General features: G+C 73.1%; 30 protein-coding genes. 15 read left to right on the forward strand and 15 right to left on the reverse strand.

Going from position 1 to position 25,295, the window contains the following annotated elements; genetic code table 11:
* The first annotated feature begins 6 nt into the window (after positions 1-6).
* The 4 genes from QSK39_RS30325 to QSK39_RS30340 are packed head-to-tail and all read left to right on the forward strand — an operon-like array spanning position 7 to position 3,264.
* On the forward strand, positions 7-696 hold the full coding sequence (locus QSK39_RS30325) for a GntR family transcriptional regulator (RefSeq protein WP_285481257.1): 690 nt from the start codon (positions 7-9) through the stop codon (positions 694-696).
* Positions 693-1,274, forward strand: coding sequence for a nuclear transport factor 2 family protein (locus tag QSK39_RS30330; protein WP_285481258.1), 582 nt, complete (start codon positions 693-695; stop codon positions 1,272-1,274). The genes QSK39_RS30325 and QSK39_RS30330 overlap by 4 nt, the downstream gene beginning before the upstream one ends.
* Positions 1,271-2,314 (forward strand): amidohydrolase family protein, encoded by a 1,044-nt coding sequence (locus tag QSK39_RS30335; RefSeq protein WP_285481259.1) that lies wholly within the window; start codon positions 1,271-1,273, stop codon positions 2,312-2,314. Before QSK39_RS30330 ends, QSK39_RS30335 begins: the two co-directional genes overlap by 4 nt.
* A complete protein-coding gene (locus tag QSK39_RS30340) occupies positions 2,311-3,264 on the forward strand; it encodes an amidohydrolase family protein (protein ID WP_285481260.1) in 954 nt (317 codons plus the stop codon). Before QSK39_RS30335 ends, QSK39_RS30340 begins: the two co-directional genes overlap by 4 nt.
* Positions 3,265-3,361: 97 nt before the next feature.
* Here the strand turns inward: QSK39_RS30340 and QSK39_RS30345 are convergent, their stop codons facing one another.
* Positions 3,362-3,964: a hypothetical protein gene (locus QSK39_RS30345; protein ID WP_285481261.1), complete on the reverse strand. Its 603-nt coding sequence runs from the start codon at positions 3,962-3,964 to the stop codon at positions 3,362-3,364.
* Between the two features lie 84 nt (positions 3,965-4,048).
* Between QSK39_RS30345 and QSK39_RS30350 the strand changes: the two genes are divergently transcribed.
* The 4 genes from QSK39_RS30350 to QSK39_RS30365 all read left to right on the forward strand — a co-directional run bounded on the left by QSK39_RS30350 (position 4,049) and on the right by QSK39_RS30365 (position 7,630).
* Positions 4,049-5,980 carry a thiamine pyrophosphate-binding protein gene (locus QSK39_RS30350; RefSeq protein ID WP_285481262.1) on the forward strand — a complete coding sequence of 644 codons (1,932 nt, stop codon included), beginning with the start codon at positions 4,049-4,051 and terminating at the stop codon, positions 5,978-5,980.
* 10 nt (positions 5,981-5,990) lie between these two features.
* Positions 5,991-6,695, forward strand: a complete 705-nt coding sequence (locus QSK39_RS30355; RefSeq protein WP_285481263.1) for a flavodoxin family protein — start codon at positions 5,991-5,993, stop codon at positions 6,693-6,695.
* A gap of 78 nt (positions 6,696-6,773) precedes the next feature.
* Complete coding sequence (locus QSK39_RS30360; RefSeq protein WP_285481264.1) at positions 6,774-7,403, forward strand: RNA polymerase sigma factor; 630 nt, start codon at positions 6,774-6,776, stop codon at positions 7,401-7,403.
* A complete protein-coding gene (locus tag QSK39_RS30365; protein ID WP_285481265.1) occupies positions 7,400-7,630 on the forward strand; it encodes an anti-sigma factor family protein in 231 nt (76 codons plus the stop codon). Before QSK39_RS30360 ends, QSK39_RS30365 begins: the two co-directional genes overlap by 4 nt.
* Here QSK39_RS30365 and QSK39_RS30370 read toward each other — a convergent pair.
* Positions 7,574-8,014 carry a DUF6069 family protein gene (locus QSK39_RS30370; protein WP_285481266.1) on the reverse strand — a complete coding sequence of 147 codons (441 nt, stop codon included), beginning with the start codon at positions 8,012-8,014 and terminating at the stop codon, positions 7,574-7,576. The two genes, QSK39_RS30365 and QSK39_RS30370, sit on opposite strands and share 57 nt — an antisense overlap.
* Before the next feature lie 62 nt (positions 8,015-8,076).
* Here QSK39_RS30370 and QSK39_RS30375 point away from each other — a divergent pair, with 62 nt between their 5' ends.
* Complete coding sequence (locus QSK39_RS30375) at positions 8,077-8,577, forward strand: MarR family winged helix-turn-helix transcriptional regulator (RefSeq protein ID WP_285481267.1); 501 nt, start codon at positions 8,077-8,079, stop codon at positions 8,575-8,577.
* A gap of 27 nt (positions 8,578-8,604) precedes the next feature.
* On the opposite strand, the gene QSK39_RS30380 is transcribed toward QSK39_RS30375, so the two are convergent.
* On the reverse strand, positions 8,605-9,879 hold the full coding sequence (locus tag QSK39_RS30380; protein WP_285481268.1) for a vanadium-dependent haloperoxidase: 1,275 nt from the start codon (positions 9,877-9,879) through the stop codon (positions 8,605-8,607).
* Positions 9,880-9,993: 114 nt separating this feature from the next.
* On the opposite strand from QSK39_RS30380, the gene QSK39_RS30385 reads away from it, so the two are divergent.
* Positions 9,994-10,575, forward strand: a complete 582-nt coding sequence (locus QSK39_RS30385; RefSeq protein WP_353051095.1) for an RNA polymerase sigma factor — start codon at positions 9,994-9,996, stop codon at positions 10,573-10,575.
* Entirely contained in the window at positions 10,572-11,246 is a 675-nt protein-coding gene (locus tag QSK39_RS30390; protein ID WP_285481270.1) for a QcrA and Rieske domain-containing protein, read from the forward strand. Before QSK39_RS30385 ends, QSK39_RS30390 begins: the two co-directional genes overlap by 4 nt.
* A gap of 6 nt (positions 11,247-11,252) precedes the next feature.
* Here QSK39_RS30390 and QSK39_RS30395 read toward each other — a convergent pair whose 3' ends face one another.
* Complete coding sequence (locus tag QSK39_RS30395) at positions 11,253-12,020, reverse strand: SDR family NAD(P)-dependent oxidoreductase (RefSeq protein WP_285481271.1); 768 nt, start codon at positions 12,018-12,020, stop codon at positions 11,253-11,255.
* Positions 12,017-12,592 (reverse strand): TetR/AcrR family transcriptional regulator, encoded by a 576-nt coding sequence (locus tag QSK39_RS30400; RefSeq protein ID WP_285481272.1) that lies wholly within the window; start codon positions 12,590-12,592, stop codon positions 12,017-12,019. Before QSK39_RS30400 ends, QSK39_RS30395 begins: the two co-directional genes overlap by 4 nt.
* Before the next feature lie 109 nt (positions 12,593-12,701).
* On the opposite strand from QSK39_RS30400, the gene QSK39_RS30405 reads away from it, so the two are divergent.
* A complete protein-coding gene (locus QSK39_RS30405; protein ID WP_285481273.1) occupies positions 12,702-13,568 on the forward strand; it encodes an SDR family oxidoreductase in 867 nt (288 codons plus the stop codon).
* Here the strand turns inward: QSK39_RS30405 and QSK39_RS30410 are convergent.
* The 3 genes from QSK39_RS30410 to QSK39_RS30420 are packed head-to-tail and all read right to left on the reverse strand — an operon-like array spanning position 13,565 to position 15,429.
* Positions 13,565-14,299 carry a cupin domain-containing protein gene (locus tag QSK39_RS30410; RefSeq protein ID WP_285481274.1) on the reverse strand — a complete coding sequence of 245 codons (735 nt, stop codon included), beginning with the start codon at positions 14,297-14,299 and terminating at the stop codon, positions 13,565-13,567. The genes QSK39_RS30405 and QSK39_RS30410 overlap by 4 nt on opposite strands.
* Before the next feature lie 10 nt (positions 14,300-14,309).
* Entirely contained in the window at positions 14,310-14,864 is a 555-nt protein-coding gene (locus QSK39_RS30415; protein WP_285481275.1) for a TetR/AcrR family transcriptional regulator, read from the reverse strand.
* A gap of 46 nt (positions 14,865-14,910) precedes the next feature.
* Complete coding sequence (locus QSK39_RS30420) at positions 14,911-15,429, reverse strand: winged helix-turn-helix transcriptional regulator (protein ID WP_285481276.1); 519 nt, start codon at positions 15,427-15,429, stop codon at positions 14,911-14,913.
* 94 nt (positions 15,430-15,523) lie between these two features.
* Here QSK39_RS30420 and QSK39_RS30425 point away from each other — a divergent pair, with 94 nt between their 5' ends.
* Positions 15,524-16,897 (forward strand): MFS transporter, encoded by a 1,374-nt coding sequence (locus tag QSK39_RS30425; RefSeq protein WP_285481277.1) that lies wholly within the window; start codon positions 15,524-15,526, stop codon positions 16,895-16,897.
* On the opposite strand, the gene QSK39_RS30430 is transcribed toward QSK39_RS30425, so the two are convergent.
* Genes QSK39_RS30430 through QSK39_RS30440 form a run of 3 tightly spaced genes read right to left on the reverse strand, consistent with a single transcriptional unit; the run spans position 16,894 to position 19,578 of the window.
* Positions 16,894-17,514 (reverse strand): NADPH-dependent F420 reductase, encoded by a 621-nt coding sequence (locus QSK39_RS30430; RefSeq protein WP_285481278.1) that lies wholly within the window; start codon positions 17,512-17,514, stop codon positions 16,894-16,896. The two genes, QSK39_RS30425 and QSK39_RS30430, sit on opposite strands and share 4 nt — an antisense overlap.
* On the reverse strand, positions 17,511-18,548 hold the full coding sequence (locus QSK39_RS30435; RefSeq protein WP_285481279.1) for an LLM class flavin-dependent oxidoreductase: 1,038 nt from the start codon (positions 18,546-18,548) through the stop codon (positions 17,511-17,513). Before QSK39_RS30435 ends, QSK39_RS30430 begins: the two co-directional genes overlap by 4 nt.
* Positions 18,541-19,578 carry an LLM class flavin-dependent oxidoreductase gene (locus QSK39_RS30440; RefSeq protein WP_285481280.1) on the reverse strand — a complete coding sequence of 346 codons (1,038 nt, stop codon included), beginning with the start codon at positions 19,576-19,578 and terminating at the stop codon, positions 18,541-18,543. Before QSK39_RS30440 ends, QSK39_RS30435 begins: the two co-directional genes overlap by 8 nt.
* Positions 19,579-19,645: 67 nt before the next feature.
* On the opposite strand from QSK39_RS30440, the gene QSK39_RS30445 reads away from it, so the two are divergent.
* The gene (locus QSK39_RS30445; protein ID WP_285481281.1) at positions 19,646-20,110 is read left to right on the forward strand and encodes a MarR family winged helix-turn-helix transcriptional regulator; all 465 of its coding nucleotides are present in this window, start codon (positions 19,646-19,648) and stop codon (positions 20,108-20,110) included.
* 8 nt (positions 20,111-20,118) lie between these two features.
* On the opposite strand, the gene QSK39_RS30450 is transcribed toward QSK39_RS30445, so the two are convergent.
* Both QSK39_RS30450 and QSK39_RS30455 read right to left on the reverse strand, forming a co-directional pair.
* The gene (locus tag QSK39_RS30450; RefSeq protein WP_285481282.1) at positions 20,119-21,453 is read right to left on the reverse strand and encodes an MFS transporter; all 1,335 of its coding nucleotides are present in this window, start codon (positions 21,451-21,453) and stop codon (positions 20,119-20,121) included.
* The gene (locus QSK39_RS30455; RefSeq protein WP_285481283.1) at positions 21,419-22,243 is read right to left on the reverse strand and encodes a MurR/RpiR family transcriptional regulator; all 825 of its coding nucleotides are present in this window, start codon (positions 22,241-22,243) and stop codon (positions 21,419-21,421) included. Before QSK39_RS30455 ends, QSK39_RS30450 begins: the two co-directional genes overlap by 35 nt.
* 90 nt (positions 22,244-22,333) lie before the next feature.
* Here QSK39_RS30455 and QSK39_RS30460 point away from each other — a divergent pair, with 90 nt between their 5' ends.
* The gene (locus QSK39_RS30460; RefSeq protein WP_285481284.1) at positions 22,334-23,776 is read left to right on the forward strand and encodes an aromatic amino acid ammonia-lyase; all 1,443 of its coding nucleotides are present in this window, start codon (positions 22,334-22,336) and stop codon (positions 23,774-23,776) included.
* A gap of 65 nt (positions 23,777-23,841) precedes the next feature.
* Here QSK39_RS30460 and QSK39_RS30465 read toward each other — a convergent pair whose 3' ends face one another.
* Positions 23,842-24,219, reverse strand: coding sequence for a bacteriophage spanin2 family protein (locus QSK39_RS30465; protein WP_285481285.1), 378 nt, complete (start codon positions 24,217-24,219; stop codon positions 23,842-23,844).
* The gene (locus tag QSK39_RS30470) at positions 24,216-25,148 is read right to left on the reverse strand and encodes a TerC family protein (protein ID WP_285481286.1); all 933 of its coding nucleotides are present in this window, start codon (positions 25,146-25,148) and stop codon (positions 24,216-24,218) included. The genes QSK39_RS30465 and QSK39_RS30470 overlap by 4 nt, the downstream gene beginning before the upstream one ends.
* Between the last annotated feature and the right edge of the window lie 147 nt (positions 25,149-25,295).

Here is a 25,295-nt window from a genome sequence, read left to right on the forward strand (position 1 = left end):
CTCGGCATGGCGAAGAGAGCGGGTGGCGAGAGCCTGGCCGTGTCGGTGTACCACCGGCTGCGCTCGGCGATCCTCAATGCGGAACTGGCCCCGGGCGAGCGGATCAAGCCCGCCGAGCTGAGTGCCGAGTTCGAGGTCAGCCTCAGTGTGGTGCGCGAGGCGCTGGGGCTGCTCGCCGCCCAGGACCTCGTGCAGGTGGACCGCAACCGCGGGTTCCGGGTCACGCCGCTGTCGCTGCAGGCGCTGACGGACCTGACCGAGGCCCGCGCGATCAACGAGGGCTCCGCGCTGCGGCTGTCGGTGCGGCGCGGCGGCGTCACGTGGGAGTCGGAGGTGCTGGCCGCGCACCACCGGCTCGCCGGGCAGCCGATGATCCTGCCCGGGCCGCCGATGCGGCGCAACGAGGAGTGGGCCCGCGCGCACCTGGAGTTCCACCACACGCTGATCAAGGCGTGCGGCAACGTCGTGCTGCTCGACATCTGCACCCGCCTGTCCGACGCGGCCGAGCTCTACCGCGCCTGGTCCGGTCCCGGCGGCGAGGAGCGCCACCGCGACGTCGCCGGCGAGCACCAGGGCCTGGTGGAGGCCGCGCTGGCGCACGACGCCGACCTGGCCGTCGCCCGGTTCGAGGCGCACGTCAACCGCACCAAGGAGATCCTGATGGAGTCCAGCTTCAGCGCGGAACCGGCATCGTGACGGCGGCCGACGTCGCCCAGCTGGTCCTGCGCGAACGGCAGGGCCGGGACCGCGGCTGGTGGGACCGGATGGGGGCCTGTTACGCACCGGATTCGGCCGTGCGGCTGAGCTGGTTCCGGGGCAGCGGCGAGGAGTTCGTCGCCCGCTCGCGGGAGATGGCCGGGCGCGGCGACGTCACCCGCCACCGGCTCGGGCCGCCCGTCGTGGACCTCGACGGGGACCGCGCGATCGCCGAGATGTCCGCGGCGATCGAGCTGCGGACCGTGCTCGACGGCGTCGAAGTCGACCTCACGTCCTACACGCGGCTGCTCTACCGGGCCGAAGTCCGGAGTGGACGGTGGCTGATCACCTCCATGGATCCGGTCTACGAACGCGACGTCCTCGCGCCCGTGCTGCCCGGAACCCCGGTGCCGCTGCCTTCGCTGGCGGGACTGCGCCCCTCCTACCGCTTCCTGGCGCACGTGTTCGGCCGGCGCGGGTACCCGATCGCCGACGACCTCTACGGCGACGACCGCCCCGCCGAGGTCGCCGGGCTCTACGACTCCCTCTTCACCTGGCTGCCCGGAAAGGCATCATGACCAAGACCGCCCTGACCGGTGTCCGCGTCTTCGACGGCACCGGCCTGTCCGAACCCACCACCGTCGTCATCGACGGCACGCTGATCGGGGGCGACCCGGCCGGCGCGGAGGTCGTCGAGGCAGCCGGCGCCACCCTGCTGCCCGGGCTCTTCGACGCCCACGTCCACCTGCTGACCCCGGACGACCTGCGGGCCCTCGCCGCCCACGGCGTCACCACTGCGCTCGACATGGCCTGCTGGCCGCGCGAGCGCGTCGACTCCTTCCGCGGTCGGGTGCCGGACATCCGCAGCGCGGGCGTTCCGGCCATCGGGCCCGGGGGCAACCACGCGAAGATGCCCGGGATGCCCGAGGAGGCGATCCTCACCGCGCCCGGCCAGGCCGCGGAGTTCGTCGCCCGCCGCGTGGCCGAGGGGGCCGACTACGTCAAGGTCGTCATCGAAGGCGACCTGCTCGACCAGGCCACCATCGACGCGGTCGTCGCGGCGGCCGAGGCGCACGGCAAGCTGACCGTCGCCCACGCGTCCTCGGTCGACGCCTTCCGGCGCGCGGTGCGGGCGGGCGCGGACGTGATCACGCACGTCCCGCGCGACGGCGTCCTCGACGCCGAAACCGTGGCGGCGATGGCCGGGCAGGGGCAGGTCGCCGTGCCCACGCTGACCATGATGGCCGCGCTCACCACCAAGCTCGGCGCCGACGGCTACGCGTACAGCCGGGACTCCGTCACCGCGCTGCACGCGGCCGGTGTGCCGATCCTCGCGGGCACCGACGCGTTCTCCGCACCGATGCTGCCCTTCCCGGTCGTCCAGGGGGCGAGCCTGCACGAGGAACTGGCGCTGCTCGTCGAGGCGGGACTGTCCGAAACGGACGTTCTGCGCGCCGCGACCGACCTGCCCGCCCGGTACTTCGGCTTGCCCGACCGCGGTGCCGTGCGCGAAGGACTGCGGGCGGACCTCGTGCTCGTCGACGGCGACCCGACCCGGGACATCACGGCGACCGCCAAGATCCGGCGGGTCTGGGCCGCCGGAGAGGTGGTCGCGTGAGCGGGCTCGTCGACGTCCACGCGCACTTCCTCACCCCGGGCTACGTCGAGGCCGCGATCGCGGCCGGGCACGGCTCGCCGGACGGCATGCCGGGGTGGCCGGCGTGGGACGCCGCCGCGCACCTCGAGCTGATGGACCGCTGGGGCGTCGAGGTCTCGCTGCTGTCGATCTCTTCGCCGGGTGTCCACTTCGGCGACGACGCCGCCGCGCGACGGCTCGCGCGGCACGTCAACGACGCCGGTGCCGAGGTCCGCCGGGCGCACCCGGGCCGGTTCGGGCACTTCGCGTCGGTGCCCCTGCCCGATGTGGACGGTGCGCTCGCCGAGCTGGCGTACGCGGTCGACGAGCTGGGCTGCGACGGCGTGACGATCGAGACCAACGCCGGCGGCCGCTACCCCGGCGATCCGGCGTTCGCTCCCCTGTGGACGGAGCTGGCCCGCCGCCGGACCCCGGTGTTCGTCCACCCGACGTCCCCGCCGCACGCCGAGGCGATCGCGCTCGGCCGGCCGCGGCCGATGCTGGAGTTCCTCTTCGACACCGGCCGGGCCGTGAGCGACCTGGTCTTCACCGGGACTCTGCGGCGGTACCCGGGCATCCCGTGGATCTTCACCCACGGCGGCGGAGTGCTGCCGCTGCTGGCCGATCGCCTGGAGCTGTTCCGCACCGCGTTCACCGGGGACGCCGGCGGGCCGACGGTCCCCGAGCAGATCGGCGAGCTGTGGTTCGACATCGCGGGAACGCCGTTCCCGCAGCAGGTCCCGGCGGCCGGGCGTGCGTTCGGCACCGACCGGCTGCTGTACGGCAGCGACTTCTGCTGGACCCCACCGGCGGCGGTCGACGCGCAGCTGGCGAGCATCGACGCGGCCGCACAACCGGCGGGGACGACGTGGCGGGAGCTCACCACCCGCAACGGCGCCCGCCTGTTCCCCCGGCTGTCGCCCGCGGCCTAGGTGTTCTGTCCGGGGAGGGTGCGACGCGTGATCGGATGATCTTGGTGTGCGGGAGGGCCTCCGGGTGTCGGCACACCTACAACCACCACCGCGGACACTAGAGCCGTTCGCGGCCGGTGCGGAAGAACGCCGTGATCTCGCCGCCGAGTTCGCGCACCGGGCGGGCGGCCCCGAACGGCGCGTTCCAGAACTCGCCCTCCCGCGGCTCGAACGGGCCGACGTAGGCATACGGCTCGCCCAGGTAGCCGTCGCCGGGGGAGACGCCGTAGTTGACCTCGTCGAGGGTGATCGCGACGTCGAAGTGCTCGGGCCACAGCACCGACGTGACGGCCGGGGCGAACTCGAGCAGCGCCCGGTGGCCGTCGGCGAAGGCGGTCAGCAGGCCGTTCAGTGCGTCCGCGGCGAACGTGATCGTCTCGCCGGGCCGGACGCCCGGACCGCCGGAGTAGACACCCACGGGTTCGCCCGCCTCGAGCCCGGCCTCCGCCGCGACGTCGGCGTAGGTCCGCCCGGCCAGCGGCACCCGGGCGGAGTCCGTCACTAGTTCGGCACCTTCGACGCGCAGGGCGGGCCCGGTCACGGTCGCGAATCCGCCCTCGACCACCCGGAGCTCGATGTGCCCGGTCGCGCGGTGCTGCGGGCCCGCCAGCAGCAACTCCGCGACGCCGTGCAGTGATCGCCTGGTCGGTTTCCAGTCCATCCGAACTCCTCGTGTAACGCCCGGGAGGGTTCCGGGCACTGAGCCTGCCGTCGAAGCAGTGTCCCCGAACCCTGGAGGCGTTACATGGCGGAGAACGGCTGGCACCGGGTCGACCCGGCGGACGTGCCCGCGGACGGCCGGGTCCGCAGCGTCACCGTGGACGGCCGCGGCATCGCCCTGTCGCGCTGCGGCGCGCGGCTCGGCGCGCTGGAAAACCACTGCCCGCACCAGGGCGGGCCGCTCGGCGAAGGCTCGATCGAGAAGGGCTGGCTGCGCTGCCCGTGGCACGGCTACGACTACGACCCGGTGACCGGGCAGCCGCCCGAGGGGTTCGGGGACGCCGTCACCACCTACCCGGTCGAGGAACGCGCGGACGGGGTGTTCGTCCGCCTGCCGGACCCGGCGCCGCCGGTGCGGACGGTCGCCGACGTCCTGGTCGAGACGCTCGTCGCCTGGGGCGTGCGGCACGTCTTCGGCATGGTCGGGCACTCGAACCTCGGGTTCGCCGAGGCACTGCGGCGGGCCGAGGCCCGCGGCGAGCTGACGTACTTCGGGATCCGCCACGAGGGCGCGGCGGCGTTCGCGGCGAGCGCGTACGGCAAGCTCACCGGGCGGCCGGCCGCGTGCTTCGCGATCGCCGGGCCGGGTTCGACGAACCTGCTGACCGGGCTCTACGACGCCAAGCTCGACGGGGCGCCGGTGCTCGCGATCTCCGGGCAGGTGCCGTCGAAGGTGCTCGGCCGCGGCGCGTTCCAGGACGTCGACCTCTCCGCGGTGTTCCGCGACGTCGCCGTGTCCACCACGACCGTCCACAGCGGAAGCGACCACGGCGAGCTCGCGGCGCTGGCCGTCAAGCACGCCCTCGACCGGCGCGGCGTCGCCCACCTGGTCCTGCCGGACGAGGTGCAGGTGCAGCCCAGCGGTGCCGGACCGGCCACACCGGACGGCCGGCGCGCGGGCCGGGCCGGGCCGCCCGGTGCCGCCGCCGTCACCGCGGCGGCCGCGCTCGTCCGCGGTGCCCGGCGCCCGGTGCTCGTGGCAGGGCACGGCGCCCGCGACGCCGCCGCCGAGGTCACCGCGCTGGCCGAGCGTCTCGGCGCCCCGGTCCTCACCACGTTCAAGGCCAAGGGCCTGGTGCCCGACACCCACCCGCTCGGTGCGGGCGTGCTCGGCCGCAGCGGGACGCCGGTGGCCAGCTGGCTGATGAACGAAGCCGACGTGCTGATCGCCGTCGGCGCGTCGTTCAGCAACCACACCGGGATCGCCGCCTCCAAGCCGATCCTGCAGATCGACGACGACCCGGCCGCGATCGGCCGGTTCGACGCGGTCACGACGTCGCTGCTCGGCGACGCGCGGCTCGCCCTCGCCGCCCTCGCCGCCGAACTGGGGGAGCCGAAGGCCGAGGACCAGCGCGCCGACGTCGCCGCCCGCTGGGCGATCTGGCGCGCCGAGAAGGCCCGCCGGGTCGCCGACGACCGCGGGCGGGGCGTGTCGGCCGCGGCGGTGTTCGACGCGCTGTCCCGGCACCTGCCCGCCGACGCCGTGGTCACCGTGGATGTCGGCAACCACGCCTACTCGCTGGGCCGCTACCTGGAGTCGAAGGGCCAGCCGGTGCTGATGTCGGGCTACCTCGGCTCGATCGGGTTCGGCTACCCGGCGGCGCTCGGCGCGTGGGCGGCCGCCCCGGGCCGTCCCGTCGTGGCGGTCACCGGGGACGGCGGGTTCGGGCAGTACGCGACCGAGCTGACCACCGCCGTCAAGTACGGCATCCCGGTCAAGCACGTGCTGCTGAACAACAACGCGCTCGGCAAGATCAGCAAGGAGCAGCTCGCCGGGGACTACCCGGTGTGGCAGACGTCCCTGGTCAACCCGGACTGGGCCGCCTACGCCGAGCTCTGCGGCGCCACCGGGATCGCCGTCACCGGGCGCGAACAGCTGGACGAGGCCATGGCCGCGCTGTTCGCCGCCGAAGGACCCACCCTGCTCTGCGTCGAGCAGGACGCCGAACTCCTCTGAAAGGACGACCATGCCCCGCTACGACGACCTGCGTGCCCTGTTCGTGAACTGCACGCTCAAGCGCTCGCCCGAGCGCAGCAACACCGAAGGCCTGATCGACGTCAGCCGCCGGATCATGGAGAAGAACGGCGTCGGCGTCGACGTGCTGCGCGCCATCGACCACGACATCGCCACCGGCGTCTGGCCGGACATGACCGAGCACGGCTGGGCGAGCGACGAGTGGCCGTCGATCTACGAGAAGGTGCTCGCGGCGGACATCCTGGTGGTCGCGGGACCGATCTGGCTGGGGGACAACAGCTCCGTCACCAAGCTGGTCATCGAGCGGCTCTACGCCTGCTCGCACCTGCTCAACGACGCCGGGCAGTACGCCTACTACGGCCGGGTCGGCGGCTGCCTGATCACCGGCAACGAGGACGGCGTCAAGCACTGCGCGATGAACGTCCTCTACAGCCTGCAGCACCTCGGTTACGTGATCCCGCCCCAGGCGGACTCGGGCTGGATCGGCGAAGCGGGCCCGGGACCGTCCTACCTGGACCCCGGCTCCGGCGGCCCGGAGAACGACTTCACCAACCGCAACACCACGTTCATGACGTGGAACCTGCTGCACCTGGCGAGGATGCTGAAGGACGCGGGCGGCATCCCGGCGCACGGCAACCAGCGCAGCGAGTGGGACGCGGGCTGCCGGTTCGACTTCGTCAACCCCGAATACCGCTGAGCGACGCGGTGTGCCGGACCGGGTGGCCGTAAGATGCCGGTCATCTTTTCCCGCCCCCGCAAGGGATACGCTCGGGTCGTGACCGAATTGCCCCCGGACGACGAGCTCGTCGCGGCGCTGCGGGCCGGCGACGGCGCGGCGTTCGCGGACGTGCTCGACGCCTGGTCGTCGTCGATGCTGCGGCTGGCCCGGTCGTTCGTCTCGACGCACGCGACCGCCGAGGAGGTCGTCCAGGACACCTGGCTCGCCGTCGTGCAAGGCCTGGGCGCCTTCGAAGGGCGGTCGTCGGTGAAGACGTGGGTGTACCGGATCCTGGTCAACACGGCCAAGAAACGCGGGGCGCGCGAGAAGCGCAGCGTCCCGTGGACGAGCCTGCTGCCCGGCGACGAGGACCACGGCCCGACGGTGGATCCCGGCTTGGTCCGGGGGCCGGGCGGCGCCGGGCAGTGGCGGGAAGTCCCCGAAGCGTGGGCGTCGCCGGAGAAGACCGCACTGGCACTGGAAGTCCGCGAGGTGATCACCGGCGCGCTGGCCGAGCTGCCCGCGCGGCAGCGCGCCGTGATCAGCCTGCGCGACGTCGCCGACCACACCGCCGAGGAGGTCTGCGAGATCCTGCAGATCACCGCGGCGAACCAGCGGGTGCTGCTGCACCGCGCCCGCGCGGTCGTCCGGGAACGCCTGGCCGGCTACCTGGGGGCGGCGGGATGACCTGCGACGAGTTCGTCGAGCTGGTCACGGCGTTCCTCGACGACGCGCTCGACCCGGCGACGGAGGACCGGTTCGTCGAGCACCTGTCCCGCTGCGACGGGTGCGAACGCTACCTCGCCCAGTTCCGCGCCACGATCGCGGAACTGGGCGAGCTGCCCCCGGATTCCCTCTCACCCGCGGTGCGCGCGGACCTCCTGGACGCCTTCCGCGACTGGCACCGCGGCTGAGCCCCGCAGGGTCGGGCGCAGCGCGAGGACGACCGCCGTCGTGACCACCAGGTGCATGATCATCAGCCCCACGACGTTGGCCGCGGTGGCGCCCATGTTCAGGATCAGCAGGTCCGGGACCCAGGTCAGGACGAGGACCGCGGGCACGACCACGCGCAGCGCCTGCGGGGCCCGGCGGGCGATCAGGATCCAGCCCGCGGTGCCGAGCAGCAGCCCGACCACGGTCGCCGGCAGGTAGGACGCGGCGTTGAGGCCCATCCCGATCCCGCCGTCGTCGAGCGAGGACGCCGTCAAGGCGATGACGGTGTTGACGGCGGCGGCCGCCACGACGGCGACCCCCAGGCGGAGAGCCGTAGCGGACGTCCGGGTGGCGGTGGTGGTCATCGCTCCTCCTTGGGTTGCGTGTTAAACCCAAAGTAGATTGAGTTGCGTGTTAAAGTCAAGTGGTGGACGAGCAGGCAGAGGAGCCGTTCGAGCGGCTCGGCAAAGAGGAACGGCGTGTGTGGATCAACCTGGCGAAGGTCCTGCTCACCCTGCCGGGAGCACTGGAGAGCCAGCTGCTGCGCGACGCCGACCTGACGTTGCTGGGCTACATGATCCTGGCGCGGCTTTCGGTGGTGCCGGGGGAGAACCTGCGGATGAGCGAGATCGCCGAGATGGCCAACGGGTCCCTGCCGCGGATTTCCCACGCGGTGGCCCGGCTGGAGGATCGCGGGTGGGTGACCCGGAAGGTCTGCACGGGTCAGGGGCGGCGCTTCACGATCGCGACCCTCACCGACGCCGGCCGCGAGCACCTGGCGGCCGCGTCGCCCGCGCACGTGGCGAACGTGCGGCGGCTGGTGGTCGACCCGCTCGGTGACGACTTCGTGCGGCTCGGCGAGGCCGTCGAGCGGATCGTCGAGAACCTGGGGCTGCCCACCGAGGTTCTCAAGCGGCCGAAGGCCTGACCGGCGCCGGCCAGGCCTTCGGCCACGTCACGACCGGAGGACGAACCCCGCGACGTCGTGGCCCAGCTGCCGCCCGGCTTCGTGGTCGAGGCGGGTGTGGACGCCGGCGACGATGCGGCTCAGGCCGGCCTCGTCGGCCACGTCCTGGAACGTCGCGAACCGCCGGACCGTGCCCGGCAGCGCCTCGGACGTCACGGCGAGCTGCCACCGCGGCCCGTACTCCTGCCGCAGCACGAGGGCGCCCGCCTGCGAGATGATGCTGTGCGCGCCCGGGTAGGCCGGATCCGCCGGGGTGGTGGCGAGGCTCGACCAGTCCGGAATGCCGTCCGTCGCCGGGTTCCCGTCGGTGCCGGCCAGCCGGATCGCGGTGATCGGCCGCCAGATCCGGTAGTGGTACTTCGCTTCGTAGAACGCGATCACCGCGTCCGCGAACGCCAGGTTCAGCCGCGCGAACACCCGGGCCGCCACCGGCAGGCTGCTGCGCGAACCGCCGACGACGGACTGCGCGATCTCGTTCCAGTAGTTCCAGATCGGCGCCGCCCAGAACCGCGCCCGGACCGTCTCGTCGGCGGTGCGGGTGGTGCTGGTGTCGCGCCCGGCCGCCGCGACGTCGCCGAGCGCCTGGGCGTAGCGGGCGCTGCCGAGCGCGGGGTAGGGCGCGGGCCGGAACCGGCTCGCCCGGTCGAGCACGAACGGCGTCACCGCGGCCCAGTGGGTGAACGCGGCGGGCGCGAACGCGGGCGGCGTCGGCCGGTACTGCCCCGGCGCCGTCCCCGGTGCCAGGACCGGCGGCACCGCGGCCGAGCCGTCGTCGGCCCGCAGGCCCAGGAGCAGCCGGGCGACCAGCCGCCCGGCGCGCACGCCGGCGTCCCGCCCGGCCGGGGTCATCGCGGCGAGCTGGCCCGCCAGCAGAGTCCCGTACTCACCGGCCCGGGTGGGGTAGAGCGCGGCCAGGACGTCGTGCGCCGCCTGCGCGGCCGCCGCTTCCGGGGCCGCCGCGCCCGCGACGTCGACCGTGAACAGGTACGGCCGCCCGATCCCGGCCGTCGCGACGACGGCGTCGTGCACCGCCGCGTGCAGCAGGGCGAAGCTGCGGGTCGGGTGCACCGTCGCCGGCTGGAGACCGGCCGTGCGCACGGTGGTCAGCAGCTCACGGTTCCAGGCGAGGACGAGGTCCGCGCCGCTCCGCCGAACCGGGGCCGGGGCCGCCGTGGCCGGTGTGGGCAGGCCGGTGGTGGCGAGCACGGCGGCCGCCGCCCCGCCGGCGGCGAACAGGTGGCGGCGCGACATCGATGTGGTCATTTCTCTCCCCGGGTTCGGCGGATGGTCCGCTTGCCGATACGGCCGCCGGTTACGCGTAACCCGGTCGCGTATCCCTCGGGTGGCGGCAAGAATCGGCAGGGGAGAAGGCGGGCGGTGCCGGTGGCACAGCGATTCCGGCGCAGACGCGCCGAAGAGGACGATCCGGGCGCGGCGCCGCCCGCACGGCTGCACGTGGTCGGCGCGGACGTCTACCCGGACTGGGAGGCGGTCTACCGCGACAACGTCGACCGCCTGTACCGGCTGATGTTCTCGAAGGTGGGCAACCGGCCCGACGCGGAAGACTTGACCACGGAGGTCTTCCTGACGGCGTTGCGGCCGCTGCGCGTCTCGGCGAGCGTGGGCGAGGTCCGGGCCTACCTGCTGGCCACCGCGCGCACGGTGCTGGCCGGGCACTGGCGGCGCACGCTCGGCCGGGAGATCACCACCCTGGACGAGGAACGCGACATCGCGGCCTTCGAAGCCGACGCGATCGACCCGCGGACGCCGGCCCGCGCCGAGGCGATCCTGGCGCGGCTGCCCGAACGGTACGGCCGCATCCTGCGGCTGCGGTTCCTGCAGGCGTGCTCGCTCAAGGAAGCGGCGGCGGAGCTCGGCATCACCGTCGGCAACGCGAAGGTGTTGCAGCACCGGGCGTTGCGGCAGGCGGCCCAGCTGGCGGAAGGGACGGACACGTGACCACTCGAGGCGTCCGCCGGTACGTCAAGGACCTCCTGCGCCGGCGCCGGCCGCGCGCGTTCGAGGCCGGTCCGGGCGACGAAGCCGAGCTGCGGACCGCGGTGCTGCTGCGCGCGGCCCGGCCGGGAGCCGGGGCGGCGAGCGAAGAGTTCGTCGCCGGGCTGCACCGGCGGCTGGCCCAGGAGCTCGGGGAACCGGCACCCGCGCGGGGCGGCAACCGCCGCCGGTTCATCCAGGTGTCCTCGGCCGCGGCGGTGGCGGCCGCGGCGGGCGCGGGCGTCGAGTACCTGGTGACGTCCGGCGCCGAGCCGGCGGCGGCGCCGGAAGAGACGCTGCGGCCGGAGAACGGCGAATGGCGGGCCGTCGTCGCGGCGCACGACCTGCCCGAAGGCGGGGTGCTGCCGTTCGACTTCGGTGCGGTGGCGGGGTTCGTCCAGCGCACGGGCGGGGAGGTCCGCGGGGTTTCGGCGACCTGCACGCACCTGGGCTGCCGGCTGAACCTGGACGCCCCGGCGCGGCGGCTGAACTGCCCGTGCCACCGGACGTCGTTCGCGGTGGACGGCGCGGTCCTCATGCACCAGCTGCCGGTGACGCCGCCGCCGCTGCCGCACCTGGTGGTGCGGGAAGCCGGGGGGATGGTGGAGGTGCTGGTCCCGCCGGCCGGGGCGTGACCGGCGTCAGCGCAGGTACGAGGCGCCGTTGACGTCGAGGATCGCGCCGGAGCTCCACGCCGCCTCCGGGGAGGCGAGGTGGACGATCGCCGCGGCGACCTCCTCGGCCGTTCCCACGCGGCCGAACGGGCTCTGGTCGCGCAGCGCGTCGCCGCCCGGACCGGCGAGCTTGGCCTCCTGGCGCGCGGTCGCGACGAACCCCGGGGCCACCGACGTCACCGAAATCCCGTGCGGTGCCAAGGCGATCGCCATCGACTGGCCGAACGCGTGCAGCGCCGCCTTGCTCGCGCTGTAGGCCGGGTACTCGGGCTCGCCGCGGAACGCGCCGCGCGAACCGACGTTGACGACGCTGACCGGGCGGCCGTGCTCGATCAGGTGCCGGGCCACCGCCCAGCTGACATTCGCGTTGCCGAGGAGGTTGACGTCGATCATGCGCCGCCAGGCGGCCAGCCATTCGTCGTAACCGACTTCGGCGACGGCGTGGCGGTTCTGCTCGGTCGGGGCCTGGGCGGCGTTGTTGACCAGCACGTCGAGGCGGCCGAGCGCCGCGACCGCCTCGTCGACGACCCGGCGCGCCACGGCCGGATCGCCCAGGTCGCCGCCGAGGCAGGTGTGCCCGGAGCCGGTCAGCTCGTGCACCGTCGTCTCCGCGTCATCGCGCTGGGTCGCGTAGTGGACCGCGACGCGGTAGCCGCGCGCGGCGAAGGCCACGGCGGTGGCCCGGCCGATGCCGCGCGACCCGCCGGTCACCAGCACGCATTTCCGGTCGGTCATCGGTCGGCTCCCGGGGTGGCGGACAGGGCACGCAGGTCGTCGAAAGCCTGCGAGAGATGGACATCCAGGGTCTGCGACGGGTTGTCGATCCAGGACTGGGCCGCGTGGTGGAAGGTCGCCCAGCCGGTCTGTGCGGCCAGCCCCGCCGGCCCGCCGGGGACGCCGTGCCGGCGCAGCGCCTCCGCGAGTGCGTCGGTGAGGGACGCGTGCTTGGCCAGTTCGCGTTCGCGCAGCGCCGGGGTCGCGGCGATGATCGCCAGCCGGGGCTCGGAGAACGGGCGGTTGGCTTCGAGGATCCGCGCGGCCTTCCGGAACGCGCGCAGCAGGATCTCGAACGGCGTGAGGCCGTCGGGGGCTTCGGCGATTTCCCGGGTCATCGTGTCGCGCAGGTCGGCTTCGCCGTCGAAGAGCACTTCGCGCTTGTCCGGGAAGTGCCGGAAGTACGTGCGCTCGTTGAGGCCGGCCCGCGCGGCGATCTCCGCCGTGGTGGTCCGGTCGAACCCGCGTTCCCCGTACAGCTCGAGCGCCGCCTGCTGGAGGCGGCGGCGCGCTTCCGCTCCGCTTCGTGGCACGAGCCGAGGCTACCGCATTCCGTCAGTGACTGGCGTCACGTTGCGTCAGTGACTGGCGCTACGCGTAGGGTCGGTAGTGTCAGTCACTGGCGCTAACGGGAGTGTTCGCATGCATGTCTTCGTCACCGGCGGGTCCGGCCAGACCGGTCCCACCGTCGTCGCCGGGCTTCTCGCGGCCGGCCACACCGTCACCGGCCTCGCGCGCTCGGACGCGGCCGCCGCCCGGCTGGAATCGTTGGGCGCCACCGCACTCCGCGGCTCGCTGGAAGACCTCGGCAGCCTGCGCGGCGGCGCCGAAGCCGCCGACGGCGTCCTGCACATGGCCTTCGGCGGCGACTTCGCCGACCCGGACGACCTGACCCGCCGCGACACGGCCGCGATCGAGGCACTCGGCCGCGTGGGCAAGCGGTTCGTCAGCACATCGGGGACGCTCGTCCTGCCGGGCGGCCGGGAATGCACCGAGCGGGACGAGCCCGACGCACAGGGCATCGCGGGCTTCCGCATCCCGGGCGAACGGCTGTGCCTGGACTTCGGCGGCACGGTCGTCCGGCTCGCGCCCACTGTCCACGGTCCCGAGGACCACGGGTTCGTCCCGATGCTCATCACCACGGCGCGCCAGTCCGGCGTGTCGGCGTACGTCGGCGACGGCGCCAACCGCTGGCCCGCAGTCCACCGGCGCGACGCGGCTGTCTTGTTCCGCCTGGCGCTGGAAGGGGCTCCCGCCGGGAGCGTGCTGCACGGCGTGGCGGAGAACGTGCCGTTCAAGAGCATCGCGGAGACGATCGGCCGCAAGCTGGGCGTGCCCACGGTTGCCCTGACGCCGGAGGAGGCCGCGACGCACTTCCCGAGTCCGTTCATGGCCCGGGTCTTCGCCTTCGACGGGCCGGTTTCCAGCGCCGGAACGCGACTGCTCGGCTGGGAGCCGACGCATCCGGGCCTGCTGGAAGACCTGGAAACCGGCGACTACTTCGCCTAGCTGTCCAGGGGGTCGAGACGCGGGGTTTCGCCCGGCCCCGCGGGGAAGTGGGCGATGAAGGTGACGCCGTCGTCCTGGGCGTCGAAGCGGGCGATCCGCGCCGCTTCCGGCTCGTAGAACACGTCTCCGGGGCGCAGCAGCGTCTCGGGTTCGCCTTCGATCTGGTAGATCGCCGACCCCGCCTCGATGCTGCCGAACACCGGTCCATTGTGGACATGCAACCCCGAACCGTACCCGGGAGCGATGGTGATCCGCCGGATCTCGACGTGGTCGACCACCCGCGGAGCCGGGAGCTGCTGCTCCAGCACCAGCGTCCGCGTGACCGGCGCGGCGGGGACCGGTGCGGGGTCGGCGCCGCCCACCGGGTCGCCGATCTCTGTCGACGTGCCGTCTTCGGGGATTTCTTCGATTGCCAGGTGCGTCATCGCGCTGGTGTCCGTCGCGCCGTGCCAATGCCATTCGCCGGCGGCGACGCGGACCGTGTCGCCCGGCCGGACCAGCTGGGCCGGGCCGCCGCGGCGCTGGACGTAGCCGGTGCCGTCGGTGACCACGAGGACCTGGCCCAGCGGGTGCCGGTGCCAGCGCGTGCGGGCCCCCGGCGCGAACTGCACGCGGTCGACCCGGGTGCGCGACGGGCCGTCAGGCTCGGCGAGCGCCGTGACCCACGCGCTGCCGGTGATCGCTTCGGCCGGGGCGGCGGTGCTTGCCGGGGGAGCGGGAAGGACGTGCACGAAGGACTCCTCAGCGGGTGAGCAGGGCCAGGACGCCGGAGACGGCCTGGTCGAACGGTTCGGGCGCGTTCGCGGCGCGAGCCAGGACGTAGCCGCCCTGCAGGACGGCGACGACGGTGGCGGCCAGGGCGGTGGTGTCCACCCCGGCGGGCAGCTCGCCCGCCGCCTTGCCTTCGTCGAGGACTTCGGCCAACCGGGCGCGCAGCCGCGTCAGGGTCTCGTCGACCGGGGCGCGCAGCTCCGGGTCGGCGACGACTTCGGGGTCCTGCGTGAGCCGGCCGATGGGGCAGCCCTTGAGCACTTCGCGCTCACGACGCAGGTACGCGGTGATCCGCTCGACGGCGGTCCCGGGCCGGTTCAGCTGGGCCTCGGCGGCGGCCAGCAGCTCGTCCGCGCTGCGCCGCACGGCCTCCAGCGCCAGCTCCCGCTTGCCGGAGAAGTGGTGGTACATGCTGCCCTGCCCGGCGCCGGCGTGCTGCTGGATGGCCTTGGGGCTGGTGCCCACGTAGCCGCGTTCCCACAGCAGCGCCCGGGTGCTGGCGACGAGCTGGTCCCTGGTGTCCACGCCGAGCACTGTACATACCAGTAGGTACAGACGCCAGAGGCGTCCCTCAGTGCACCGGCTGGAGCAGCGGACGCGGCCGCGCGAGAACGGCGCTGACCTGGCCCTCTTCCGGCGACGGCGGAGTCAGCCCCGGGCCTGGCGTCATCACCGTCTCGGCGAGCGTGACCTCGGCGCCGCAGCGCAGGCACGTGCCCGACTGCGGCACTTCGCCGTCGCAGCCCGCGTGGACGAACACCCGCCGCCGTCCGCCCGGTGCGTAGTGCTCGTCGCCCCAGGCCGACAGGGCGCGGACGACCGGCCAGAGCCCGCGGCCCTTGGCCGTCAGTTCGTACTCGCTGCGCTTGCCGGGCCCCGGCACCCGCGCCAGCACGCCTTCGCCGATCAGGAACTCCAGCCGTTCGGTCAGGACCGCGCGCGGGATGCCCAGGTGCTCGACGAAGTCGCTGAAGCGGCGGACGCCGAACACGGCGTCGCGGACGATCAGCAGCGTCCAGCGCTCTCCGACGATTTCCAGGGCGCGGACCATCGAGCAGGCCTGGTTCGTGTATTCGCGGGGGAGTGCCATGCGTGCCAGTCTGCCACAAAAGAGTTCGTTCATCGAACCAACCGTGCTAGCCTTCCGGCGGAAGAGTTCGGTGACCGAATCAAAGGGAGTCCGCATGGCCAGCCGCCCGGGAGCCGTCCTCGTCGCCTCCGGCGGCGCGACCCTGCTCGCGCTCTTCGTCTTCACCGCGCCGCTCTCGATCGTCCCGGCCGTGGCCGGCGGCCTCGGGGCCGGCGCGGTCGCGACGTCGTGGATCCTCAGCTCGATGAGCCTCGGCCTGGCCGTCGCGCTGCTGCCGGCCGGCGCGGTCGGCGACGACTTCGGCCGGCGGCGCGTCTTCGTCGCCGGCGCCCTCGTGACGGCCGTGGGGTCCGTGTTGTGCGCGGTCGCGCCCGGGCCGCTGACGTTCATCGCCGGCCGCGTCGTCGAAGGCCTCGGCGGCGCCGCGCTGATCGCGTGCGGGCTCGCGGTGCTCGGGCCCGCGTTCCCGGACGCCGCCGGCCGGGCCCGGGCGACCGGCCTGTGGGGTGCCTGCCTCGGCGCGGGCATCGCGATCGGCCCGCTGGCCGGCGCGGCCCTCGACGACGACTGGCGAGTGCTCTACTTCGTGATCACGGCGCTGTCGCTCGGCGTCGCGGTGCTCGGGCGGGTCTTGCTGGAGGAGTCCGTTTCGGGGCGGGCGCGGACGATCGACCTGCCCGGCGCGCTGCTGCTGGGCGGCGGGCTCGCGGCACTGCTGGCGGCGCTGACCGAAGGCAGGCAGGGCTGGACGAGCCCCTTCGAACTGGCGCTGATCGCGGCGGCGGTCGTGCTGCTCATCGCGTTCTTCGCCCACCAGAACTCGTCCGGCGGCGGGATGCTCGACCTCACGCTCTTCCGCCGCCCCGCGCTGGTGTCGGCCACGGCGGGCGCGTTCGTGGCGGGCGCCGGGGTCACCGCGCTGATGGCGTTCCTCTGCACGATGCTCGAGAACGGCCTCGCGCTCAGCCCCTTGGTGGCGGCGCTGGTGGTGCTGGCCTGGTCGGCGACGAGCGTGCTTTCGGCCCTGCTGACGCGCCGGCTCCCGGTCACCCTCTCCGGCGGTACGCGGCTGAGCGGCGGCCTGGTCGTGGTGGCCGCGGGACTCGTCCCGCTCGCGTTCGTCACCCCGGGCTCGAACCCGGCGTCCCTGCTCCCGGGCCTGCTGGTGGCGGGACTCGGCACCGGCGTGGTGAACGCGTCGCTGGGGCGCGAAGCCGTGGCGAGCGTGCCGCCGCACCGCGCCGGCATGGGCAGCGGCATCAACAACACGAGCCGGTACGTCGGCGCGGCGCTCGGCGTCACGGTGGTCAGCGTCCTGGCGGTCCACGCAGCGCCGACGCCGGCCTCCCTGACCGCGGGCTGGAACACCGCGGTCCTCGTGGGCATCGCGGTGTCCCTGGTCGGTGCCGCGGCGATCGCGGCGTTGACGGTCCGGGCGAAGCGGGCCGCGGCGGTGCTCCCGGTCTAGCCGAACCGGTCGAGCATGGCGCGCAGTTCGGCGGCGCCGACGTTCGCGCCGAAGGCTTCGGCGCCCGGCTCCAGGCGGACGCCCTCGGCCAGCGGACCGGCGAGCAGCGGGTCGAAGCCGAACGCGTCGACCAGCTCCGCCACGCGGGCCACGTCGGCCGGGTCGTCGCCGGCGATCGCGATCGCCTTGCGGCCCGGGCTCCCCGCCGGGCGTGCCTCGTCCTCCAGGTCGTGGTAACCCATGTGGTTGAACGCCTTCACGATGTGCGCGCCGTCCAAAAAGGACTGGACCGTCTCGCTGGTCGATACGCGCAAGTCGTCGCGGTGGCCGTCGACCTCCCACCAGTAGTTCATCGCGTCGATGACGAGCTTGCCGGCCAGCGCCGCCGCCGGGATGGTGCGGTACTTGCCCAGCGGCAGCGCGAGAACCACGACGTCCGCCTTCGCCGCTGCGTCCTCGGCGGTCGCCGCGATCGCGCCGGGCGTGAGGACGTCGACGGTCAGCGCGATCTTCTCCGGCGTGCCCGAGCCGGCCACGAGCACGTCGTGCCCGGCGGCGAGCGCGAGCCGGGCCAGGACCGTGCCCACCTTGCCCGCGCCGAGGATGCCGATGATCATTTCGTCTCCGAAAGCAGGTCACGCACCATCGGGATCACTCGGGTGCCGTAGAGTTCGACGGCCCGCAGACGGGCGCTCGCCGGCTGCGACCCGGAGCTGTAGATCAGGTCGAAGCGGCCGACGCCCAGCTCCGCGACCGCGCCGGCGATCTTGCGGGCGACGGTTTCGGGCGAGCCGATGTACAGCGAACCGTGCTCGATCTCGTGGTCGTACTCTTCGCGCTTGATCGGCGCCCAGCCCCGCAGTGCGCCGATCCGGTCGCGGATCACGCGGTAGCGCGGCCAGAACACCTCGCGCGCCTGCTCGTCGGTGTCGGCGACGAACCCGGGGGAGTGCATGCCGACCGGGTGGGCGGTGGTGCCGAACTGCGCGGCCGCCCGGCGGTACAGGTCGAGGTAGGGCGCGAACCGCCCGGGCGGCCCGCCGATGATCGCCAGCATGAGCGGGAGGCCGTGGTGCGCGGTCCGGATCACCGACTGGGGCGAGCCGCCGACACCGACCCACGTCGTCAGCCGGCCGGAGTCGGTCTTCGGGTAGACGTCGGCGTTCTCCAGGGCCGGCCGCAGCTTTCCCTGCCAGCTCACGGGTTTCTCGTCGAGCAGCCGCACGAACAGGTCGAGCTTCTCTTCGAACAGTGCGTCGTAGTCGCTCAGGTCGTAGCCGAACAGCGGGAACGACTCGGTGAACGAACCCCGGCCGAGGATCACCTCGGCGCGCCCGGCCGAGAGCGCGTCGACCGTCGCGAAGCGCTGGAACACCCGGACCGGGTCGTCCGAGCTCAGCACCGTGACACCGGACGACAGCCGGATGCGCGACGTGCGGGTCGCGATGCCGGCCAGCACGGTTTCGGGCGTGGAGATCGAGTACTCGGGACGGTGGTGCTCGCCGAGGGCGAGCACGTCGACGCCGGTCTCGTCGGCGAGGACGGCTTCGGCCACCACCTGCCGGATGGCGGCGGCGTGGGAGAGCGGCCGGCCGGCGTCGTCCTCGGGGACGTCGCCGAAGGTGTCGAGGCCGAACTGGAGATCAGACACGGGAGGGCTCCTTCGCGAGCAGTTCGCGCACCCGCGGCGCGACCTCGCGGCCGAGCAGCTCGATCGTCCGCGCACGCGCGGCCCGCGGCAGGTGCATGATGTCGTACTTGAGGTCGAAGCGGCTCAGGCGCAGGTCCCGTGCCACGGTCGCGATCTTGCGGGCGACGGTCTCCGGGGAGCCGACGAACAGAGCGCCGGTGTCCACTTCGGACAGGTAGCGCCGCCGGTCCGGTTCGTAGAAGCCGCGCTCGGCGGCGATCCGCGTCACGACCGGTTCCCAGTACCGCCACCACGTCTCGACGGCTTCTTCGTCGGTGTCGGCGACCAGGCCGAGCGAGTGCTGGCCGACCGGCTGAACGGGTTGCCCGAACTGCTCGAGCGCGCGGTGGTACAGCTCCACGTGACCGGCGAAGCGCTGCGGGTGCCCGCCGATGATCGCCAGCATGAGCGGCAGGCCGTAGCGGGCCGCGCGCACGACGGAGTCCGGGCTGCCGCCCACGCCGATCCAGGTGGGGATCCCGCCCGGGCGCATCCGGGGGTGCAGCGTCTCGTCGGTCAACGGCGCCCGCACCGTCCCGGACCAGGTGACGCTCTCCTCGCGCTGCAGGCGCACGAAGAGGTCGAGCTTCTCCTCGAAGAGGTGCTCGTAGTCGGCGAGGTCGTAGCCGAACAGCGGGAACGACTCCGTCGCCGACGCCCGGCCCAGCACCAGCTGGGCGCGTCCGGCCGAGACGGCGTCCAGGGTGGAGAACTCCTGGTAGAGCCGCACCGGGTCGTTCGTGCTCAGCACGGTCACGGAGGTGCCGAGCTGGAGGCGCTCGGTCGCCGTGGCGATCGCCGCCAGCAGCACGGGCGCCGCGCTGTCGGTGTGCCCTTCGCGGTAGTGCTCGCCGACGCTGAAGACGTCCAGCCCCGCCGATTCGGCCAGCCGCGCTTCCTCGACGAGCAGCCGGACGGTCTCCGCGTCGCTCAGCTCGCGGCCGTCGTCGGTGGCGACCTCGCCGAACGAGTTCAGGCCCAGCTCGATCATGGTGCCTCCTTTGATTGACACGTCAATCATCCGCCCGATATGATTGACGTGTCAACTAGGAGGCAAGGTGACCCGGACGACACGGCGGCGCGTGCTGCCGACCACGGAGGAGCTGCGCGTCTGGCGCGGGTTCATCGAGACGACCGAAGCCGTGCGTGCCGAGCTGGGTGCGCGGCTGCAAGCGGAGTGCGGGCTCTCACCGGGGGACTACGCGGTGCTGCTCGCGCTCAGCGAGGCCGAGGGGCAGCGGCTGCGGTCGTCACAGCTGGCCGACGACATCGGCTGGGAGCGCAGCCGCCTGTCCCACCACCTCGGCCGGATGGAGAAGCGTGGCCTGATCCGCCGCGAGGAGTGCCGGACGGACAACCGGGGGGCCGAGGTGGTGCTGACGACGGAGGGCTCGGCGGCGTTCCGGGGTGCGACGGTGCCGCACTTGACGGCGGTCCGCGAGCTGTTCGTGGACGCGCTGACCCCGGAGCAGATCACGGCGGCGGGCGAGATCGCGGCGGCGCTGCGCGCCAAGCTCGGCTGACGACCCGGTCAGTCCAGCATGGAGTTCTTCGTCTCCGGGGCCCACTTCACCGACACCACGAGCCCGACCACCAGGACCAGCGTCAGGATCAGCATCGTCGGCGAATAGCCGATTCCGTCCAGGGCCAGCGGCAGCAGGAACGTGCCGATCGCCGAGCCCACGCGGCTCAGTCCGTTCAGGAGCCCGACGCCCGAGCTGCGCAGGTCCGTCGGGAACAGCTCCGGCGGGTACACCTGGTCGAGGTTGACCGCCGCCGACATGGTGAACGTGAAGACCAGGAACAGCGGGAACAGCAGCGCCGTCGGGGCGTCCGGCCAGACCGCCATCGGGGCCATCGTCACGATCAGCACCACGAACGACCAGATCGTCAGGCCGCGGCGGGTCATCTTCGCCACCAGCCACAGGCCGCCGAAGCTGCCCAGCAGCAGGAACAGGTTCAGGATGCCGTCGCTGGTCGTGTCCTCCTCGCCGATGCCGATCTTGAGCAGCACCAGCGGCAGGAACGTGTAGATCGCGAAGTACGGGATGACCTGCGCGTTGTAGAAGATCGCGCCGAACGCGGTGGCGCGCCGGTACTGCTTGCCGAACAGCTCGCGGTACCGCGCCCGCCGCTCCGGGCGGTGGGTGGCCACCAGCTGCTCGAACGCCGCTGCGTCGCCGCGCAGCCGGCGCACCACCGCGCGGGCCTGGTCGAGGCGGCCCTGCGTCAGCAGCCAGCGCGGGGACTCGGGGACGCCGATGCGCAGCAGCACCACGGCGATCGCCGGGACACAGCTCGTCGCCAGCAGCCAGCGCCACGAGTCGCCGCCCAGGGAGACCAGGTAGTTGCCCAGGAAGAACGCCGCGACGTAGCCCACGGTCCACAGCACCGTCAACGACGCCAGCAGCCCGCCGCGGTACTTGCGGGGGACGAACTCCGCGACGAGGGTCGGCCCCAGTGCGTAGTCGGCACCGATGCCTATCCCGATCAAGAGCCGCAGGATGAACAGCTGCACGGGATCCTGCACGAAGAACTCCGCGGCCGACGCGACGGCGATCAGCAGGAAGTCCACAGTGTACAGTCGCTGGCGGCCGATCTTGTCCGCCGCCCAGCCGACCAGCACGCTGCCGAGGAAGATCCCGATCAGCGCCGACGCGCCGAGCAGGCCCTCCCACACCGCGCCGAACCCGAGCGAGGACGCGATCACCGGCAGGGCGATGCTGATGATGCCCAGCTCGTAGCCGTCGGAGTAGTTGGCGCAGAACGTCAGCGCCGTGATGCGCAGGTGGAACCGGTTGAGGGGGACGTCGTCGAAAGCTGTGACCGCCTCACTCGGGGAGGAAGAGGTCTTGCTCTGCGGCATAGTCTTCGAAGCCTTCCAGTCGTTGCCGGGCCGTGGCGCCGGCCGCGTCGGCCATCGCCTCGACCAGCGCCACGGTCAGCGAGACGACCGCGGCGTGGGAGTCGAACACGAACTCCGACGCGACGCCCGCGCTGAGCACGTCGTCGGCGAGGGGGGTCAGCGCCGTGACGGGCCGGTCCGTGATCAGGAGGGTGCGCAGGCCCAGCGCGCGGGCCTGCTCGAGCGCGGCGGCGCTTTCCCGCGGGTAGCGGGGGAGCGCGACCAGGACCAGCGTTCGCGCGCCGCACCGGTGGGCGTGGCGCAGGGAGTCGCCGAAGACGCTGCCGGAGTCGGTCAGCAGCCGGACGTCCGGGTGGATCTTCGTGGCCAGGTAAGCGAAAGCGGCCGCTTGGGCCGCGGAGACGCGGTAGCCCGCCACGACGAGCGGGACGGATTCCATGAGCCCCGCCGCGAGCGTCCGCAGGCGGGTGTCGTCGGCCAGCTGCGCCCGCAGTGCGCCCAGGTTCCGGACGTCGGCGTCGATCGCGTCCTGGAACTTGTTGCCGCCGCACTCCGGCTCGGGCTCGGCCGCCGCTTCCCGCAGGTAGCGGCGGAACCCGGCATAGCCGTCGAACCCGAGCAACGCGACGAACCGGGTGACCGACGGCTGGCTGACCTGCGCGTACTCGGCGAGCTCGGCGCTGGTGAGCGCCACGGCCTCGGCCGCGTGGTCGGCGAGGTAGCTGGCGATGCGCCGCTGCGCCGGGGTCAGCCGGTGGGCGGTGAGCAGCTCGTGCAGCGACCGGGGCACCGGGTCTCCGTCCTTGTGTGAATGAGTAGTTTCATGTCACCTTAAGAATGAATGAAAACTTGTCAAGAGCGCTTGTTAAGGAAGGTGGCGATGACCGACACCAACCGCATCGAGATCAGCGGGACCGGCCTCCGGTGCGCCGACGTGGTGCGCGTGGCCCGGCGCAGCGCGTCGACGGAGCTCGGCGCCGACGCGCTGAAGAGGGCGGAGTCGAGCTATCAGCTGGCCGTCGAGCTGGGCGCGAAGCGCGCGGTCTACGGCCGCACGACCGGGGTCGGCGCGAACCGGCACACCGTCGTCGACCCGGAGTCGGCCGACCACCACGGCCTGCGCCTGCTGCGCAGCCACGCGGGCGGGACCGGCGACCCGCTGCCGGACGACGCCGTGCGCGCGGTGATGGCCATCCGCCTCAACCAGCTCGCCGCCGGCGGGAGCGGCGTGCACCCGCGGCTGCTGGAGGTGCTGCAGACGGCGTTGCGCGTCGGGGCGCTCCCGCACGTCCACTCGCGCGGCGCCATCGGCACCGGTGACCTCGCCCAGCTCGCGGAGATCGCCCTGACGCTCGCGGGGGAGCTGCCGTGGGCGGCGGGCGACCTCGACCCGGTCGCGATCAGCCCGGGCGACGCGCTGGCGTTCATCTCCAGCAACGCCGCCACCCTCGCTGAGGCCGTCCTGGCCTGGCACGACCTGAGCCGGCTGCTCGCCGCGAGCCACGTCGTCACGGCGCTGACGTTCTGCGCGCTCGGCGGCTCGGCCGAGGCGTACTCGGAGCGCGTCCACGCCGCGCGGCCGCACCCGGGCGCCGTCCACTGTGCTGCCGAAATGCGCCGCCTGCTCACCGGTGCCGCCGAAGGGCGGCGGCTGCAGGATCCGTTCGGGCTACGGGCGTTCCCGCAGGTGCAGGCCCCGGCGCTGGACGCCGTGGCGGCCGTCGAAAGCGTGCTGGCCATCGACATCAACGCCGCCGCGGAGAACCCGCTGATCGACGTCGAGACCGAGCAGGCCTACCACCACGGCCAGTTCTCGACCGCGCACGTGGCGCTGGCGTTCGACCAGCTGCGCGCGGCGCTGCACCACGTCGCGGAGCTGTCCACCGCGCGGCTGGGCGACCTGGTGGAGCCGGACCTGAGCGGGCTGCCGCCGTTCCTCGCCGAGGGGCCGGCGGGCAGCTCGGGGATCATGATCCTCGAGTACGTCGCCCACGACGCGCTGGGCACGCTGCGGCACGCGGCCTCGCCGGTCACGCTCGGGACCGCGGTGATCTCCCGCGGGCTGGAGGACCACGCGAGCTTCTCGACGCACGCCGTCCGCAGCACCGTCGCCGCCACCGCCGCGTACCGGACGGTGCTGGCGTGCGAGCTGCTCGCCGCGATCCGCGCGCTGCGGCTGTCCGGGGTCCGGCTACCGGACACGCCGCTGCGGGAGGCGTTCCGCCTCGCCGACGGCGGCCTCCCGCACATCCCGGAGGACCACCCGCTCAGCGCGGAGATCAAGCAGGCCGAGCGGCTCCTGGACCGGCTGGCCGTGCTGTGATGCCCCGCCAGTCACGCGTGATGCCCGCCGGATCACGCGTGCTGCCTTTCGGGACACGGGTCCGCTCAGAGGCCGCACGCCTTGGTCAGCGCGGCGACCTGCTCGGACTTGCGCCGCACCCAGTCCGCCGGGCCGGTGACCAGGTCGTCGACCGTGGTCTCGCGCAGCGTGGTCGCCAGGGAGCCGATCGCCTCGCCGGCGGTCGTGCCGGCGGCCCGTTCCGCGAGGGCCGTCAGCTCCCGGCCGGCCTCGTGCGCGCGGTCCGCCGCGGCTTGCGGGTCGGCGAGGTCGGGAGTGGCGGTGGCGATCCGGACCGCTTCGGTGCAGACGCTGACCGTCGTGGCGGCGTCGCCGACGCGGCCGGCGGTTTCGGAGGCCTGGCCGCAGCCCGCGAGAGCCAGCAGGAGACCGCCGGCGATGGCTGCCGTCGTGAGTCGTTTCATCGGGTTTTCCCTTCGACCGGAACGTTGCGCGTCTTGAGGAGGCTGGCGGCGACCGCCGTCGCGAGGATGAGGCCGACCACGCCGAGCGAAAGCGCCGTCGGGATCTTCCAGATCTCCAGCAGCAGCATCTTCACGCCGACCCAGACGAGCACCATCGCCAGGCCGAACTTGAGGTAGACGAACCGGTGCATGAGGTCGGCGAGCAGGAAGTACAGGGCGCGCAGGCCGAGGATGGCGAACGCGTTCGACGTGAACACCAGGAACGGTTCCTGCGTCACGGCGAAGATCGCGGGGATCGAGTCGACCGCGAAGACGACGTCGGTGACCTCGATCAGCACCAGCACCGCGAGCAGCGGCGTCGCCACCCAGCGGCCCGCCTCGCGGACGAGGAACTTCTTGCCGTGGTGGACATCCGTCGACGGGACGAGCCTGCGGAAGACGCGCAGGACGACGTTCTGGTCGTAGTCCACCGTCTCCGAGCGGTGCAGCCCCATCCGGATGCCGGTGAGGACGAGGAAAGCGCCGAACACGTAGAGGATCCAGGCGAAGCTCGCGAGCAGCGCCGAGCCGGCGGCGATGAACACCGCCCGGAAGACCAGGGCGCCGATGACGCCGTAGAACAGGATGCGGTGCTGGTGTTCGCGAGGCACGGCGAAGTAGCCGAAGATGATCGCGAACACGAAGACGTTGTCGACGGCCAGGGATTTCTCGATCACGTAGCCGGCGAAGTACTGGCCGGCGAGCTCCCCGCCCCAGACCCACCAGACGACCGCGCCGAACGCGACGCCCAGCGCGACCCACACCGCGGACCACGTGAGCGCTTCGCGGACGCCGACGACGTGCGCCTTGCGGTGGGCGAACAGGTCGACCGCGAGCATCAGCAGGATGACGCCCAGCACGGCGGCCCAGGCCCAGATGGGGACGGTCACGGCACACTCCTCCGGTTCGGTGGCGAACCGGAGGTCTTCCCGACCACCCAGAAGGTGGCGCCGGCACCGGGTCTGCGCAGAGGCAGCCGTATTGACGATGCCGGACCGAGCGGGTACTCCCCTCCGTCTCCTCCAGAATGACGAACT

The organism is Amycolatopsis sp. NBRC 101858 (assembly GCF_030269325.1).
Lineage (GTDB): Bacteria > Actinomycetota > Actinomycetes > Mycobacteriales > Pseudonocardiaceae > Amycolatopsis > Amycolatopsis ponsaeliensis.

Bases quoted from the DNA above. Each gene is read 5' to 3' on its own strand.
- QSK39_RS30325 (WP_285481257.1), top strand. From the start codon at position 7: ATGGCGAAGAGAGCGGGTGGCGAGAGCCTGGCCGTGTCGGTGTACCAC.
- QSK39_RS30335 (WP_285481259.1), top strand. From the start codon at position 1,271: ATGACCAAGACCGCCCTGACCGGTGTCCGCGTCTTCGACGGCACCGGC.
- QSK39_RS30345 (WP_285481261.1), bottom strand. From the start codon at position 3,964: ATGGACTGGAAACCGACCAGGCGATCACTGCACGGCGTCGCGGAGTTG.
- QSK39_RS30350 (WP_285481262.1), top strand. From the start codon at position 4,049: ATGGCGGAGAACGGCTGGCACCGGGTCGACCCGGCGGACGTGCCCGCG.
- QSK39_RS30355 (WP_285481263.1), top strand. From the start codon at position 5,991: ATGCCCCGCTACGACGACCTGCGTGCCCTGTTCGTGAACTGCACGCTC.
- QSK39_RS30365 (WP_285481265.1), top strand. From the start codon at position 7,400: ATGACCTGCGACGAGTTCGTCGAGCTGGTCACGGCGTTCCTCGACGAC.
- QSK39_RS30370 (WP_285481266.1), bottom strand. From the start codon at position 8,014: ATGACCACCACCGCCACCCGGACGTCCGCTACGGCTCTCCGCCTGGGG.
- QSK39_RS30380 (WP_285481268.1), bottom strand. From the start codon at position 9,879: ATGACCACATCGATGTCGCGCCGCCACCTGTTCGCCGCCGGCGGGGCG.
- QSK39_RS30395 (WP_285481271.1), bottom strand. From the start codon at position 12,020: ATGACCGACCGGAAATGCGTGCTGGTGACCGGCGGGTCGCGCGGCATC.
- QSK39_RS30405 (WP_285481273.1), top strand. From the start codon at position 12,702: ATGCATGTCTTCGTCACCGGCGGGTCCGGCCAGACCGGTCCCACCGTC.
- QSK39_RS30420 (WP_285481276.1), bottom strand. From the start codon at position 15,429: ATGGCACTCCCCCGCGAATACACGAACCAGGCCTGCTCGATGGTCCGC.
- QSK39_RS30425 (WP_285481277.1), top strand. From the start codon at position 15,524: ATGGCCAGCCGCCCGGGAGCCGTCCTCGTCGCCTCCGGCGGCGCGACC.
- QSK39_RS30430 (WP_285481278.1), bottom strand. From the start codon at position 17,514: ATGATCATCGGCATCCTCGGCGCGGGCAAGGTGGGCACGGTCCTGGCC.
- QSK39_RS30440 (WP_285481280.1), bottom strand. From the start codon at position 19,578: ATGATCGAGCTGGGCCTGAACTCGTTCGGCGAGGTCGCCACCGACGAC.
- QSK39_RS30450 (WP_285481282.1), bottom strand. From the start codon at position 21,453: ATGCCGCAGAGCAAGACCTCTTCCTCCCCGAGTGAGGCGGTCACAGCT.
- QSK39_RS30460 (WP_285481284.1), top strand. From the start codon at position 22,334: ATGACCGACACCAACCGCATCGAGATCAGCGGGACCGGCCTCCGGTGC.
- QSK39_RS30465 (WP_285481285.1), bottom strand. From the start codon at position 24,219: ATGAAACGACTCACGACGGCAGCCATCGCCGGCGGTCTCCTGCTGGCT.